Genomic DNA, 14,316 nt, shown 5'->3' with positions numbered 1-14,316 from the left:
AAGTTCCCGCGGCGACCCCTTCGGTATCGTTCCGGCGTGGCCACACGTGATCACGGCGACCCGGGCGACGCACCGTCGATTCCTCCGCCGCTGACGGAGGTCGTCAACGCCGTCCGCCCGTCGGCCGCCGAGGAAGCTCGGACCATCGCCGCGTCCACCAATACCGGGACTCTGGCGACGCTGACCGCCGACGGCGATCCGTGGGCGTCGTTCGTGACGTACGGGTTGCTCGACGGCGCCCCTGTCCTGTGTGTGTCCAACCTCGCCGAGCACGGCCGCAACCTCTTGGCTGACGCGCGGGCGAGCATCGCGATCGTCGCGCCGACGTCGGAGTCCGATCCGCTGGCCAGCGGGCGGGTCACGCTGGCCGGGGTGGTGGAGCGGCCCGCCGACGATGAGCTCGCCGCCGCGCGCGAGGCACACCTGAGCGCCGTCGCCGCCGCCAGGTACTACATCGACTACAGCGACTTCACGCTGTGGGTGCTGCGGGTGCGGCGGGTGCGCTGGGTCGGCGGCTACGGGCGGATGGAGTCGACGACGGGTGAGGCGTATTCGGCCGCGCAACCCGACCCGGTGCAACCTCTCGCGGCCGGAGCCGTCGCACATCTCAACGCCGACCACGCCGACGCGCTGGTCGCGATGGCCAAGGTGCTGGGCGGCTACCCGGACACCACCGCGGCCACCTGCACCGGCGCTGACCGGTACGGCCTCGACCTGCGCCTGGCCACCGAACGCGGGCTCGCCTACACCCGGATCGGCTACCCGACGCCGATCGACTCGATCAACGAATTGCGTTCGGCCGCCGTCGAGCTGACCCGCCTGGCGCGCCGCGGCTGAAATACGATCACCTCATGACTGCGGCTCCCTCCGGGCGACCGGCCACCTGGCAAGCGGCGTTCGACCTGATCGCCACCCGCGGCCACGAACGTCGCGACGAGCCGTTCAGGTTGGCCAGCGGCCAGCTCAGCCACGACTACATCGACGGCAAGTACGCGATCGACACCGGTGAGCGGTTGACGATCGTCAGCCGCGCGGTCGCCGAATTGGCCGAGAGCCGCGGAATCGAGTTCGACGCGGTGGGCGGGTTGACCATGGGTGCTGACCCGCTGGCCCACGGCGTCGCGATGGTCACCGGCAAGGCGTGGTTCTCGGTTCGTAAGGAACAGAAGGCGCGCGGACGCGAGCAGTGGATCGAGGGCACCCGCTTGGCGCCGGGTACGCGGGTGTTGTTGGTCGACGACGTGATCAGCACCGGCGGCTCGACCGAGATCGCGTTCGACCGGGTGACCGCGGCGGGTGCGGTCGTCACCGGCGTCATCCCGATGGTGGACCGCGGCGACATCGCGGCCAAGCGCTTTGCCGCGCGGGGCGTGCCGTTCGCCGCGCTGGTCACCTACCGAGACCTCGGCATCGAACCGGTCAAAGACGTCTGACCCGTCCGGCGCGAACGTGGACCCCGCACGTCCGTGGCGGGCCCGGTTATCCGAAACCGCCGCGCGCACTTTGTCGTTCAGGCCGACGAACTCCGCGACGAAGAGGTCGAACATGTCGCGCGTCGCACTTCTGCCCTTCTGCTGGTCGGCCTCGATGATCGCGCCGTAGTTCCCCAATCCGGCGTTAGCGCAAACACATTGAGCTCGACCTCGACACCGGACCGGCGGCGCTCGAAATCCCATCGCGGCGAACGCGGCGACGTGCAACTTCCATCCGAGTTTCCCGGGCCTCCCGCGTTGCCCGGCGTTAGCATTCTCGTGTGGCGCGACGCGAAGTTTCGGGGGACTTCGACTACCGAAAGGAAGAGTCGGTCGATGTCGCGCTCGCCGCCGAGCCGGGCACCGAAACGGACGTCGAAGTCTTCGACCCCGAGAAGGCGCCGGGGCGTGACATGACGTTCGACGCGTTCGACGAGGACACCTGGTACTTCGAGCCGGCGCCGCCACCCTGGTATCGGACCAAGCGCAATGCCGGCGTTCTGGTCGTCACCGCGTGCGCGGCGATCGCGCTCGTCGTCTCCGGTGTCCTTCTGGTGTTTCGCACCCCGGGCGAGCCCGTCGACCGGCACCGCGAGCCGGTCCGCCCGACCGTCCAGACCACCGCGCCGGCACGCACGCAAGCACCCGCCACCACGCCACCTCCGCCGCGGCAAGCCCCACCGCCACGCGTCTCGACGTCAGCGGCCCCGGTCGCCCCGCCTCCGCCCGCGACCCATCGGCCGCGTACCCCGCCGACGAGAACCGGCCGCGATCCCCAGATCGGGGTGACTCGCACGCCGGTGACGCGATCGCCGATCAGCGTCGCGCCGCAGCGGCCCGGGCCGAGTCAGCGGTGATGGCGGATCACGAAGCCGCATTCGAGCCCGAGGCCATGTTCGCCGCGGCGCGCGTCGCGATGCTCGCCACCGTGGGATCGGAAGAAGCGCCGCACCTGGTGCCCGTCGTGTTCGCCGTCCACGCCGGCGTGGCCTACACCGCCGTCGACGCCAAGCGAAAGTCGACCCGCAACCTGCGGCGGTTGAGCAACATCGAGGGCAACCCGCGGGTGAGCATGCTCGTCGACCACTACGAAGAGGACTGGTCGCGGTTGTGGTGGGTACGCGCCGACGGCCGAGCCGAAATTCATTACCGGGGCGAGGAATTGGCGACCGGGTACATGCTGCTCCGCAACAAGTATCCGCAGTATCAGCGGATCGCCCTCGACGGCCCCGTGGTCAGCGTGACCATCACGAATTGGTCCTCGTGGCAGGCCTGAGCGGGAATTCGGTCAAGCCCTTGTGCTCGTTGTCGGTTAGGGCGATTGTGGTCTAACACACACTTTGGCGGCTGGGCAGCCGTCGTGGAAGGGAACGTCATGGCTGACAAGACGACACATTCCCAGGGCGCCGGAGCCGCCCCGACCGCGGACAGTCCGGCCGCCATCCGCAATGTGGTGCTGGTGGGCCCATCGGGTGGCGGCAAAACCACACTCGTCGAGGCACTTCTGGTGGCCGCGGGCGTCCTGACCCGCCAGGGCTCCGTTCAGGACGGCACTACCGTCTGCGACAGCGACGACGCCGAGATCTCCCAGCAGCGTTCGGTGGGCCTCGCGCTCGCTTCGCTGCGACACGACGGCATCAAGGTCAACCTGATCGACACCCCCGGTTACGCCGACTTCGTCGGCGAACTGCGAGCTGGCCTGCGCGCCGCGGACTGCGCGCTGTTCGTCATCGCCGCCAACGAAGGAGTCGACGAACCCACCAAGGCGCTCTGGCTCGAATGCAGCCAGGTGGGCATGCCGCGCGCCGTGGTCATCACCAAACTCGACCATGCGCGCGCGAACTACGCCAACGCGTTGGCCGCCGCGCAACAGGCGTTCGGCGACAAGGTGCTTCCCTTGTACCTGCCCGCCGATTCGCCCTGCACCGGGTTGATCGGCCTGCTGTCGCAGACGCACTACGAATACGCCGACGGCAAGCGCACTGCTGCCCATGAACCCGACGGCTCGTACGCCGACGCGATCACCGAACACCGCGGCACCCTGATCGAGGGCATCATCGAAGAGTCCGAGGACGAGACGCTGATGGAGCGCTACCTGGGCGGCGAGGAGATCGACCAGTCGGTGCTCATCGACGATCTGGAGAAGGCCGTCGCGAGGGCGACGTTCTTCCCCGTGATCCCGGTGTGCAGTGGCACGGGGGTGGGCACGCTCGAATTGCTCGAGATCATCACTGCCGGATTTCCCCCGCCGCCCGAGCACCGGTTGCCCGAGGTCTTCACTCCGCAGGGCAAGCCGCGTGCTGAGCTGCCGTGTGATCCGAACGGTCCGCTGCTGGCCGAGGTCGTCAAGACCACCTCGGACCCCTACGTGGGGCGCGTCAGCCTGGTCCGGGTCTTTTCGGGAACCGTCACGCCCGACTCGACAGTCCATGTGTCCGGCCACTTTTCGTCATTCTTCGGCGGTAGCGGCGCCCTGACCGGATCACTGGCCGCGCACGAGGACCACGACGAAGACGAGCGCATCGGGTCGCTGTCCTTCCCGCTCGGCAAACAACAGCGCCCCGCGCCCTCGGTGATCGCCGGCGACATCTGCGCGATCGGCCGACTCAGCCGTGCCGAGACCGGAGACACGCTGTCGGACAAGTCCGATCCGTTGGTGCTGCGGCCGTGGAACATGCCCGAACCGCTGCTGCCCATCGCGGTGCAGCCCAGGGCGAAAACCGACGAGGACAAACTGTCCGGCGGTTTGCAGCGGTTGGCCGCCGAGGATCCGACCCTGCGCATCGAGCAGAACCCTGAGACGCATCAGATCGTGCTGTGGACGATGGGCGAAGCACACGCCAGCGTTGTCCTCGACGTGCTCTCGCGACGCTACGGTGTCGCCGTCGACACCGTCGAATTGCGGGTGCCGCTGCGAGAAACGTTCGGCGGCAAGGCCAAAGGCCATGGACGACACGTCAAGCAGTCGGGTGGACACGGCCAGTACGCGGTTTGTGACATCGAGGTGGAGCCGCTGGCGGAAGGCTCCGGCTTCGAATTCGTCGACAAAGTCGTCGGCGGCGCGGTGCCCCGGCAGTTCATCCCGAGCGTCGAGAAGGGCGTGCGGGCCCAGATGGAGAAGGGAGTCGGGCCCGGCTATCCGGTCGTCGACATCCGCGTCACGCTGTTCGACGGCAAGGCCCACAGCGTCGACTCCTCCGACTACGCCTTCCAGATGGCGGGAGCACTGGCCCTGCGCGAGGCGGCCGCGGCGACGAAGGTGAACCTGCTCGAACCCGTCGACGAGGTGACGGTGCTGATTCCCGACGACTTCGTCGGCGCGATCATGGGCGATCTGGCCGGACGGCGCGGCCGGGTGCTGGGCACCGAAAAGGTCGGTGAGGACCGCACACTGGTGAAGGCCGAGATCCCCGAGGTCGAGCTCACCCGCTACGCCATCGATCTGCGATCGCTGGCTCACGGCGCCGGCACGTTCACCAGGGCCTTCGCGCGCTACGAACCGATGCCCGACCACGCTGCCGCCAAGGTCGCGTCGACGGCGTGAGCGGATCAGCGAGGCGGATCCCCGCGCCAACTGAAACTGTTGACGTATTTGCCCATGTCCAAAGCGATCTGAAGGTTCGCGCCGGAGGGTTTGCCGAACCCGAAGTCCGGGCCGAACTGGTGGTACGGCCCCACCGCGGCCGCAACCAACGCCAGGTCGTTCTTCACCGCGACCATCACCAGCACCCGCATGCGCAGATAGTTGCTGTTCGCGCCTTGCGGCCAACAGTCGGCGACCTCGCCGTATCCCGAGTGGTAGCCGACCATCGCGTTGGGGATCTCGTAGGCGGTGCGGGTGTCGGGAAAAGTGGCACTCACCAACGACTTTGCGATGTCCCGCGGTGATCGGCCTGCGGCGGGTTCGCTGAACAACTGCAGTGTCCCGCCATCACCGGCGAGTAGTTCGGCGGTCACCCCGTTGGGCTCGGTGCTCACCCGGTACGCCGCCTCTGGAGCGGGATAGGACACCGAGAACGCACCGTCCGGCGCGGTGAAGCGAGGGTTGACCGACACCGGGGTGCCGGTCGGTGGGCGCCCGCAGTCGGGCGGGCACACGTAGCGCACCGGCGGCTTGGCGAGCATCGCCGATACCCCGACCAGGGCAGCGGCGAGCACCGCGATCGCCACCACCCACGTCAGCACCAGCCGCCGTCGCGAGGTCCGCCGCGGCGCAGCCGCCGTGTACGCGCCGGCCGGAACCGCATAGCCGGGAAAGAATTTCGTCGGCGCGCTCATTCCGGGTCACCGCGAACCGGCCGTGATTCACGTCGTGCCCTGCGCGATGATCGCGAAGAGGCACGCGTGGCCACCCCGCACGCCGGACAGAACGCCATATCCGGGACGACATGACCACAGTGCGGACACAACAGCGGCTCCTCGGCGTGAATTTCGTCGTGCGCCTCGTGCAGCAGCGCCAGGTGCAGTCCCACGCGCAACAGCAACAGCGCCACCACCGCCAGCGCGAGGTACAGCACCAGCATCAGCACCTGCGGGAAGCGGGCAACGTCGATCAAGCCCAGCGCCAGATACACCACGAGCACCGCGCCCGCGAAACCGAGCAGCACCGCGCGGACGACCCCCGGACGCTGGTCGCGCTTGTTCGGTGGGCGGATGAACCACAGTGCGGCACCGACCAATCCGCCGGCCGCCGCAGCGATCAACGGCGCCGCCAGTCCCCTGATGCCCGCCTCGACCAGCAGGCTCTCCATCGGCCGCTTGCTCACCACACCGGTGCCGAACTGCGGAGCCAGCCGCGTGAGCGTCGCCGCCGCGGAGAAGCTCAGTGCGCTCAGAGCCCCGATCACGAAGCCGTCCAATGCTTCTCGCGAGGAGGGACGCGCCACGCGAACGACGACGGCGGGTAACAACATCAGAATGACCCCGCCGAGGGGAATCACAATGCCCATACTCAGCATGCGCGCACCGACGATCGCCGAGCCGAGCGCGACACCATAGGATTTGGCGAACATCGCACCCGTCAACAGCGCCCACCCCACCGCGAGCCCGACCGCCAGAGCAACGGTGAGAATAATTGTGCCAACGGGAAAGTCGCGGAACGCATCGGACTCGCGAAGGTACAGAAGAAACAGCAGCGGAAGCCCCAGCGCGGCGACGGTCACCATAGCGGCAGGCAACCGTAGGAATGTGCAGGCAATCAGCGCCGCCACCAACACCAGCAGCCCGAACCGGAATGCGGAGCGGGAGCGCTGTGGAAGGTGCGGGAACAGCGAGCTCGCGACCGACAGCTGCAACAGGTGTTCGTTCGGCGCGGCGCTGAAGTCGAGCGGCCGCAACCAGTCCGGACCCTCCCGCGGCCGCGGTGTCAGGTGACATCCGCACAACCCGCAGTACTCGCCGGCCGGCACGTCGGAATTGCAGACTCGGCACTGCGCGGTCGGCACGCTGTCGTCGTCGCCGGTCGTCATGGGGCCGCCTTCTGCAGGATGAGCACGTTGCGGACGAGGTTGTCGACATCCGGGGTGCCCAGACCGGTCACCAGGTCGTAGCCGGGCGCGGCGTCGGCGACGGCGTTACCGCCGAGAGTCACGTCTCGAAACGCCGGCAGCGGGGCGCCCCGCGCGATCCGATACAGCAGCGGGTTCAGCTCACCGAGCAGGCGCCCGCCGTTCGCGAGCAGGTACTGGTTCATCACCGCGGCCAGGCCGGCCCAGATCGGCGCCGCCTGCGACGTGCCGCCGCCGACCAACGGCGTCTGCCGAAAGACGATGCGCACACCGGTGAACGGGTCCGCGACGGCCGCCACGTCCGGAGTCAGCCGGCGGTCGGTGTCGCGGTCGGGCCACACCCCGCGCTGCCAGTCCGGACGGTCGAACACCGCCGAGACTCCGCCGCCGGTGCCCACCGACAGCGGCACGTCGAACCAAGCCTGCTCGGACAGCCACCGGCCTCGGCTGTCCGTGGACAAGGTGGTGCCGCCCACGGCTGTCATCTCCGGCAGCGAGGCGACGGAGTCCAACCCGATGTCGGACTCACCCGGCGGCGAGGACCAGTCGTCGCCGCCCTTGCACTCGAGGCCCGCCAGGTCGCCGCTGGCATTGAACGCCGAGGTGCCATGTGACTGCGCGGTGGCCAGCGCCGACCGCACGGGGGCGAGGTCGGCGGCGGTGAGCAGCTTGTCGCAACCCCACCCGATGGAGAAGCTCCACACGGCGCCGGGATACCGCCGGTCTGTCTCCTCGAGCATCTGACCGATGCGTTCGAAGGCGCCGTCGGTGGTGACAGTCGGAAGGGCACTGACCACGACCTTGCGGGCATCGGGAGCGACCGCGTGGGCCACCTGTAGGTCCATCGTGGCTTCCCCGCGGGGTTCGTCGAGTTCCCCGATCACCTCGGGGGTGAAGCGGGGCAACTCGTGGGTGTCGGCGAAGCTGTCGAGATCGGCCTGGTCGAAGCCGTCGAAGGCGAAGAACACGATCGTGGTGCCCTTGCCGGTATAGCCGGCCGCGGCCAACGGCGCGGCGTTGTAGGTGTTGCGCAGCGCTTCGGGTGTCAGGCCTTTGTCCGGCACATCGAGCGGCAGCGTCCAGGTGTGCGAAGTGTGGTGCGGCACGTATCCGAGGATCCGGCCGACCTGAAAGACGTCCTGACGCAACACATTCGGCACGTAGGGCTGCTGTCGGGATGCGTAGAAGACCTGGCCGCGGCGGCCGCGGTAATCGTGGATTTCGACGTCGAACGCATCGGCCACGGATGCCGCCGGCCCTTCCACCACGGCCCACTGGTGTCCGGGGCGCCAGCGGACGGAGAGGCCGTGGCCGTCGGCCCAGGCGAACACCCCCGTGGGACGGTGCTCGTCGCGCAACGCCATCGTCAGCTGTACCCCGCCGTCGCGCGAGGGCCCCAGATCGGTCGAACTCGCCAACAGGTAGGAGTACGGGCCGGCGATCACCTCACCTCCGGGCCGACCGGAGGCGAGGCGCAGATCGGAGACGAATACGAATACGCCCGCGATGATCAGCACCAGCACGCCGAGATGCCGCGCGCTCACCGTCCGGCCCGGCTCGGGGGATGGCTAGTTGTCGCCGGGGATGGCCGTCGGCGCCGCCGGTGCGGTCACCGTGGGCGAGAACGGGTTGGGTCCGGGCGAGATGCGCGGCGCCTTGTCGGTGGTCTCGACCGGTGGCGGTGCGGGCGCCGGTTCGGTCGTCGTCGTGGTCGTCGTCGTCGTGGTCGTCGTCGTCGTGGTCGTTGTCGTCGTGGTCTCTTCCGGCGCCTTCTCCTCGCTTGCGCATGATGCGCTGAACATGACCATCGCCACGGCAGCGGCACCAGCAGCGACGGCAGCGATACGACGACCGAACTGAGCTGATCTCATGATGCAGTCCTAACTGTCCCGACCGGTGCCAGAAAGCTTCAAGATCAAGCCGGCGCTCGAACTCTAACCCAAGATCGAGAGCCCCGCTCAGTGGGAAATTCCGGCCGGCGAGAGCGCTGGGACTAAGAGTTGGACTTCAACGCGCCCAACGCCTCTGCCAGCGTCGGATACAGCGAGAACACCTGATCGAGTCCGGTCAGCTGAATCGGCCTGCTGGTCGCCGGCCCGTCCGCGACCACCGCGAAGCGCGCTGACCTGCTCACGGTCTCATGCGTCGCGACAAGTGCCTGCAGCCCCGCCGACGCGAGGAAGTCCACCGCCAGCAGATCGACGACGAGGGCGGATGGCTCCTGCGTGAGCGCCTCGGTGATGGCCGCCTGGAACGCCGGGACCGTGGCCAGGTCGACGTCACCGCCGACCGTCAACACAGCGATGCCGTCCTCGTGGGAGATCGAAGTGGTTATCGGGTCATTACGTGACAACGGTGGTCCTTCGGTAGGCGCCGCCACGACGACGGCAATGTGGCGAGCTTAACCCGTCGCCTCCAGCCATAGATCAGTGCTTCAGGGGATCGTGCTGCGATAGGCAGGCTACTGTCGAGACAGACTGTGCGCTCGGTGATACCGGTGTGAGCGCGAGCTGGGAGGGCCGACTTCCGCGAACATGACCGACGCCGCAGACTTCTACCAGCGTTTCGAACGAGAACGAGCCAGAGCCGACGATCTCGCCGATCGCGACGTGTTCCGCAGCGCGTTGGTCAATTCGCTGCAAGAGGGCTTCTTCATCACCGACGCCACCGGGTGCATCGTCGAGATCAACGACGCCTTCGCGGACATCACCGGGTACGACCAGGACGGCTTGCCCTACCCCATGCCTCATCCCTGGGCGGTCGACGGGGTCGCGGCCGATGGTCGCAGGGACGAACTGGTCCGCGAAGGCCGCCTGACGGCCGAAACCAAGATCAGGCACCGCGATGGACGAACGCGTTGGGTTGCGGTCAGCATCAACGCCGTCCCGGACCACCGCTCGCGGCGCGGTCTCTACATCGGCACCATCCGCGATGTCACGGCGCCCCGCGCGGCCGCGGAGCGGGACCGGGCGATGGCGCGGTTGGCGACGGCGGTGAGCGTCGCCAAGAACGTCGACGAGGTGCTGGCGATAACGCTGGCGCAGTGCCGCGTACCCCTGGATGCGCAGCGGCTGATCGCGGTGACATGGCCGAAGACGGAGGGCGAGGAGCCGACGGTGCGGGTGGCCGGTGAACCCACCGTCACATCATGGAGGGACCTCGACGACGACTGGCGTCGCACGGTCGAGGACGCCCGCACATGGATACCGCTGACGGTGACGCCGGTCGGCGCGGTGCCCAGCGCCGGCACCACCCGAGGCTTCGTCGCGGTCCTCTCCGGTGCGCGGGACATGGTGCTGTGCCTCGAGCACCAGGTTCCGCGGCGGGTCAGCGCGGAGGACCGGCGCCTGGTCTCGGCGCTCGTCGGCCACCTCAGCTCGGCCATGCAGCACGTCCGGCAGTTCGAGAGCGCCAGAGAGACATCGCTGACGCTGCAGCGGTCACTGCTGTCCCCGATCGATCTTCCGCCCGGGTTCGCGGTGCGCTACGAGCCCGCGGTCCATCCGCTGGAGATCGGCGGGGACTTCTACGACGTGCTCCCCGTCGGTGACAGCCGGATCGGGATCGTGGTGGGAGACTGCGTCGGCCGCGGACTGTCGGCCGCCGCCGTGATGGGGCAGTTGCGTGCGTCGACGCGCGCCCTGCTACTCACCGGCGCCCGACCGTCGACGGTGCTCGAACACCTCGACGCGGTTGCGGAGTTCATCCCGGACGCCCACTGCACCACGGTGTTCGTCGCGATCGTCGACACCGCGTCCGCAACCGTGGAGTACAGCAGCGCCGGTCACGTCCCGCCGGTGCTGGTGTCCGGAGCCGCACCGCCGCAGCTGCTCGACGGGGCGGGTTCGGTCCCGCTCGCCGTGGCCCACTCGCGGCCTCGCCCGCAGACGACGCATCCGTTGCCCCCGGATTCGACCCTGATGCTCTACACCGACGGCCTGGTCGAACGCCGTGACCGGCCGATCGACACCCAGATCGAGCGGATGGCTTCAGTGTTGGCCGATACCGCGAACCTGCCGATCGAAGGTGTCGCCGACGCGGTTCTGCGCGGCTTGGCCCCCGGCAGCGGTTTCGACGACGACGTGGCCATCGTGATCTACCGGTCCCCCAAGGCGTCCCTCGTCATCGACGACACCGCGGCCGCGCCGAAATTGACCGAGGTCCGGCACAGGCTGGCGGCCTGGCTCGCCGCCAACGGCGCCTCCGACGAGTCAGTGTCGGACCTCATCCTCGTCGTCAACGAGGCCTGCTCCAACTGCGTCGAGCACGCCTACCGCGGCCGTGAGCCAGGGCGCATGCGCGTCGAGGCCGAGATCCACGACGCGGTGATCCATGTGCGCGTCACCGACTTCGGGTCATGGAAGGCGCCGCCTTCCGATCCTGGGACCCGCGGCCGCGGCCTGTCGCTGATGCGCGCGGTCAGCGATCGCGTGGATCTCGACGGCACTTCGGCGGGAACGACCGTCGATATGACGTTTCAATTACCGGAGATTCGCGTTTGAACCCGCTCTGCCCGCCTCGACCCCGTCCTCGTGGTATGACAACTACTGGCAAGGAGCGTCTGTCGGGAAGAGGCAGCGATGCGGGCTGTGTGGCGTGCATGGAGGCGGGGCCTCTAGGACATCGGGAGGTGCTGTGACTGGATTCGATCACGCTGCCGTCCATTGGTGCCTCGACGACGGTGGGGACTGAAGTAGTGACCCGCAACCAGTTCCGGCTTTCGCCCGGGGGCAGCGAGGCGCCTCCGGTCGTCACCGCGGTCGGCGAGATCGACTTGGCGAACGTCGACGAGTTCAGCGACGTGTTGTCGCGCGCGGTCACGGACAACTCCTCCGTCACGGTTGACCTCACTGAAGTGACGTACTGCGACAGCGCCGCCCTGCGTGAGCTGTTCTCGGTCGCGGCGAGCGCCAAACTCGAACTGGTGGTGCCCGCGAACGGGCCGATCACCACGCTGCTCGGCATCTCCGGCCTGGACAAGGTCGCGACCGTCACCGTCGTCGATTGAGCGGATCGCCGTGCCAGCAGCCAGTTTTCAGCCGCGCCAGCACCCCGAGCTGATCACTCTGTTGCACCGGATCCTCGAACGATTGCAGGCCGACCTGCCGAATACCTGTGGGATCGCGGTCACCGTGCACGACAAGCAGTTCAACGAGGATCCGGCTGCGCTCGCGGCGCTCGGGATCGGAGGCGAGATGGTCGCGGTGCAGCTGTCTGGACTAGGCGGGCCCGTCGCCGACGCGCTCACCCATCAGGTGCCGGTGCTGAGCCTTGACCTGTGGACCGATGACCGCTGGCCCGACCTCACCTTCGATGCGGCGGCCGACGTCGCCAGTGGGATCACGGCCGACCTGAAGGCCGTACACGGAGCAGCGGCGGTGCCGGGCTTCTGGCGCGAAGACGCGGCGATTGTGTTGTCGTGCTCGTTGACCGAACCGGCCTCGGCCGTCACCGTCACCACGCTGATCGCCTATGAACAACTCGTCTCCGCCGCTCTGGTCACGACCGCGGCTCAGAACGAGGCCGCTTTCGAAGACCTACTGGCTGCGCTGCAGTCACGCGGCGCCATCGAGCAGGCCAAGGGTGCCTTGATGGGGTTGGTCGGCTGCGATGCCGAGCGGGCGTGGGTCATGCTGCGTCGCGCGAGCCAGGAGTTCAACGTCAAGCTGCGCGAGCTGGCGGTGGCGTTGTTGGAGCACATCAGCGGTCGTCCGGCCCAGCAGCCGGGGATCGCCGAGCCGATCGCTCCGCGGGAAACCGCGCGCGACGCCGCTCGCCTTCTCTGGGCGGCGGTGGCGACGGATGCGCGCCAACCGGACGTGCGGTAGCGGCAGGCTAGGGACCCCGGTCGGCTGCCGCTGCGGCGGCCTCCGCCTCGAGCTCCTCTTCGAGCGCGCCCTCCTCGCGACCGAGTGCGATCGTGGCCGCCGCCATCGCGACGACGGCGGCTGAGATCGCGACCGCCTTCACACCGCCGACGGTCATGTGCTCGCCGAGGACGACCGCCCCCAGCACAACAGCGACCACCGGTTCGAGCACGAGCATCGTCGGCACCGAGGTCTGCAGCGATCCGGCGTGGAATGCGGACTGCTGCAGGAACACCGCGAACACGCCCAGCACGATGAGCAGGTAGAGCGCCGGGGTGGTCAACACCCTGCCGACGCCGCCGTTGGCGAGCAGGAACATCACGATCTTCGTGAGCAGCGCGACCACCCCGAACAGCAACCCGACCGCCACAGCGAGTAGCACCGCCCGCTTCCACCCGGCGGTACGGACAGCCAAGATCACACACGCCGCCACCGCACCGGTGCAGAGAACCGCCACAAGTGCGGAAAGGGGAACGGACGCTTCGTAATCACCCGGTCGGGTCTTGGCCAGCACCACGAACACCGCCAGGGCCGAGGTGAGCACCACCGCCCACATCCACTCACCGCGGGTGACCCGGCGGTCGGCGAGCCGGGCGCTCAACGGCAGGGCGAACAGGAGGGCCGAGACCAGAATGGGCTGAACCAGTAACAGCGATCCCTTGATCAGGGCGAGGGCCTGGAAGCCATAACCCGCCAGCGCCGCCGCCGTGCCGGCCCACCACAGTGGCCTGCGCAGCAGCGTCATCACCATCACGGTGCTGACGCCGTGCTCCTGCGGAACGTCCAAGGTGGCGCGCTGACGAACCACGATGCCGATCGCCAAGAAGACCGCGGCGAGCAGGGCGAGCAGGACTACCAGACCCTGATCTACCACGAGGGGCCTACCAAAGCGTTTCGCTCCTTTCCGGCCATGCTGCGCACATCGACAAGCACAAACATACGGACCGGCGGACCCGCGCCGCTTTGGCGTGGCTGCCGGTTGCGAGGTTTGGTGCCCCGCCTATTGGGGCATCAAACCGATCATGAATCTGCGACGTTTGATTGTCCTGGTCGGTGCGGTCGTCCTCTTGATAGGGGTCATCGCTCTGCTGGTCCCGGTGTCGATTGCCGGACCGGACAATCAGAAGATCTCGTGTGGCAATGGCATCGCCGCGGACGACACCGCCGCCAGCCAAGCCAACAGCAACGATCCGAACCAGCTGAAGAACCTGCCGATCATCGACGAGCTCACTGAGGATCCGCCCGATTACGTCGCGCAGTGCCATTCGGCCGTATCCGACCGTCGCACGTGGTCGATTCCCGTCGCGATCATCGGTTTGGTCGTGCTCGTCGCCGGGTTCTTCATCGGCGACCGCAGCCCCCGAGCGGGCTGACGTCGAGGCGGCCTCGCTAGCTAGTGTCCTGAGTCATTAATTTGTGAGCAGTAGTTGCCGATGCTGGCTAGGATTTGGTCGGCGGTTTTGGTCCAGA

General features: G+C 68.1%; 15 protein-coding genes. 9 read left to right on the top strand and 6 right to left on the bottom strand.

The window, feature by feature from the left end:
- Positions 1–36: 36 nt before the first annotated feature.
- The 5 genes from AU193_RS10280 to AU193_RS10260 all read left to right on the top strand — a co-directional run bounded on the left by AU193_RS10280 (position 37) and on the right by AU193_RS10260 (position 5,016).
- On the top strand, positions 37–837 hold the full coding sequence (locus tag AU193_RS10280; RefSeq protein WP_064422279.1) for a HugZ family protein: 801 nt from the start codon (positions 37–39) through the stop codon (positions 835–837).
- A 14-nt stretch (positions 838–851) separates the two neighbouring features.
- Positions 852–1,433, top strand: a complete 582-nt coding sequence (pyrE, locus tag AU193_RS10275; protein ID WP_064422278.1) for an orotate phosphoribosyltransferase — start codon at positions 852–854, stop codon at positions 1,431–1,433.
- A gap of 320 nt (positions 1,434–1,753) precedes the next feature.
- Positions 1,754–2,329, top strand: coding sequence for a hypothetical protein (locus AU193_RS10270; protein ID WP_064422277.1), 576 nt, complete (start codon positions 1,754–1,756; stop codon positions 2,327–2,329).
- The gene (locus AU193_RS10265; protein ID WP_064422276.1) at positions 2,329–2,748 is read left to right on the top strand and encodes a TIGR03668 family PPOX class F420-dependent oxidoreductase; all 420 of its coding nucleotides are present in this window, start codon (positions 2,329–2,331) and stop codon (positions 2,746–2,748) included. Before AU193_RS10270 ends, AU193_RS10265 begins: the two co-directional genes overlap by 1 nt.
- Before the next feature lie 99 nt (positions 2,749–2,847).
- A complete protein-coding gene (locus AU193_RS10260) occupies positions 2,848–5,016 on the top strand; it encodes an elongation factor G-like protein EF-G2 (protein ID WP_064422275.1) in 2,169 nt (722 codons plus the stop codon).
- Between the two features lie 5 nt (positions 5,017–5,021).
- Here AU193_RS10260 and AU193_RS10255 read toward each other — a convergent pair whose 3' ends face one another.
- The 5 genes from AU193_RS10255 to AU193_RS10235 form a co-directional block, all read right to left on the bottom strand.
- The gene (locus tag AU193_RS10255) at positions 5,022–5,750 is read right to left on the bottom strand and encodes a hypothetical protein (RefSeq protein ID WP_064422274.1); all 729 of its coding nucleotides are present in this window, start codon (positions 5,748–5,750) and stop codon (positions 5,022–5,024) included.
- Complete coding sequence (locus tag AU193_RS10250; protein WP_064422273.1) at positions 5,747–6,940, bottom strand: zinc ribbon domain-containing protein; 1,194 nt, start codon at positions 6,938–6,940, stop codon at positions 5,747–5,749. Before AU193_RS10250 ends, AU193_RS10255 begins: the two co-directional genes overlap by 4 nt.
- Positions 6,937–8,523 carry a protease pro-enzyme activation domain-containing protein gene (locus AU193_RS10245; protein ID WP_064422272.1) on the bottom strand — a complete coding sequence of 529 codons (1,587 nt, stop codon included), beginning with the start codon at positions 8,521–8,523 and terminating at the stop codon, positions 6,937–6,939. The genes AU193_RS10250 and AU193_RS10245 overlap by 4 nt, the downstream gene beginning before the upstream one ends.
- A gap of 24 nt (positions 8,524–8,547) precedes the next feature.
- Positions 8,548–8,850 (bottom strand): hypothetical protein, encoded by a 303-nt coding sequence (locus tag AU193_RS23335; RefSeq protein WP_082682918.1) that lies wholly within the window; start codon positions 8,848–8,850, stop codon positions 8,548–8,550.
- 122 nt (positions 8,851–8,972) lie between these two features.
- Positions 8,973–9,332 carry an STAS domain-containing protein gene (locus AU193_RS10235; protein WP_172798267.1) on the bottom strand — a complete coding sequence of 120 codons (360 nt, stop codon included), beginning with the start codon at positions 9,330–9,332 and terminating at the stop codon, positions 8,973–8,975.
- 181 nt (positions 9,333–9,513) lie between these two features.
- Here AU193_RS10235 and AU193_RS10230 point away from each other — a divergent pair, with 181 nt between their 5' ends.
- The 3 genes from AU193_RS10230 (at position 9,514) to AU193_RS10220 (ending at position 12,807) form a co-directional block, all read left to right on the top strand.
- A complete protein-coding gene (locus AU193_RS10230) occupies positions 9,514–11,481 on the top strand; it encodes a SpoIIE family protein phosphatase (RefSeq protein WP_064422270.1) in 1,968 nt (655 codons plus the stop codon).
- A gap of 179 nt (positions 11,482–11,660) precedes the next feature.
- Positions 11,661–11,987 (top strand): STAS domain-containing protein, encoded by a 327-nt coding sequence (locus AU193_RS10225; RefSeq protein WP_253867744.1) that lies wholly within the window; start codon positions 11,661–11,663, stop codon positions 11,985–11,987.
- A 10-nt stretch (positions 11,988–11,997) separates the two neighbouring features.
- The gene (locus tag AU193_RS10220; protein ID WP_064422268.1) at positions 11,998–12,807 is read left to right on the top strand and encodes an ANTAR domain-containing protein; all 810 of its coding nucleotides are present in this window, start codon (positions 11,998–12,000) and stop codon (positions 12,805–12,807) included.
- A gap of 7 nt (positions 12,808–12,814) precedes the next feature.
- On the opposite strand, the gene AU193_RS10215 is transcribed toward AU193_RS10220, so the two are convergent.
- Complete coding sequence (locus tag AU193_RS10215) at positions 12,815–13,720, bottom strand: DMT family transporter (protein WP_064422267.1); 906 nt, start codon at positions 13,718–13,720, stop codon at positions 12,815–12,817.
- A gap of 148 nt (positions 13,721–13,868) precedes the next feature.
- Between AU193_RS10215 and AU193_RS10210 the strand changes: the two genes are divergently transcribed.
- The gene (locus AU193_RS10210) at positions 13,869–14,219 is read left to right on the top strand and encodes a hypothetical protein (RefSeq protein WP_064422266.1); all 351 of its coding nucleotides are present in this window, start codon (positions 13,869–13,871) and stop codon (positions 14,217–14,219) included.
- Positions 14,220–14,316 lie beyond the last annotated feature (97 nt).

It is taken from the genome of Mycobacterium sp. GA-1285, from assembly GCF_001499905.1.
Classification (GTDB): domain Bacteria; phylum Actinomycetota; class Actinomycetes; order Mycobacteriales; family Mycobacteriaceae; genus Mycobacterium.
The sequence above is the reverse complement of the archived record's forward strand: the minus strand, read 5'-3'. Positions and strand labels throughout refer to the sequence as shown.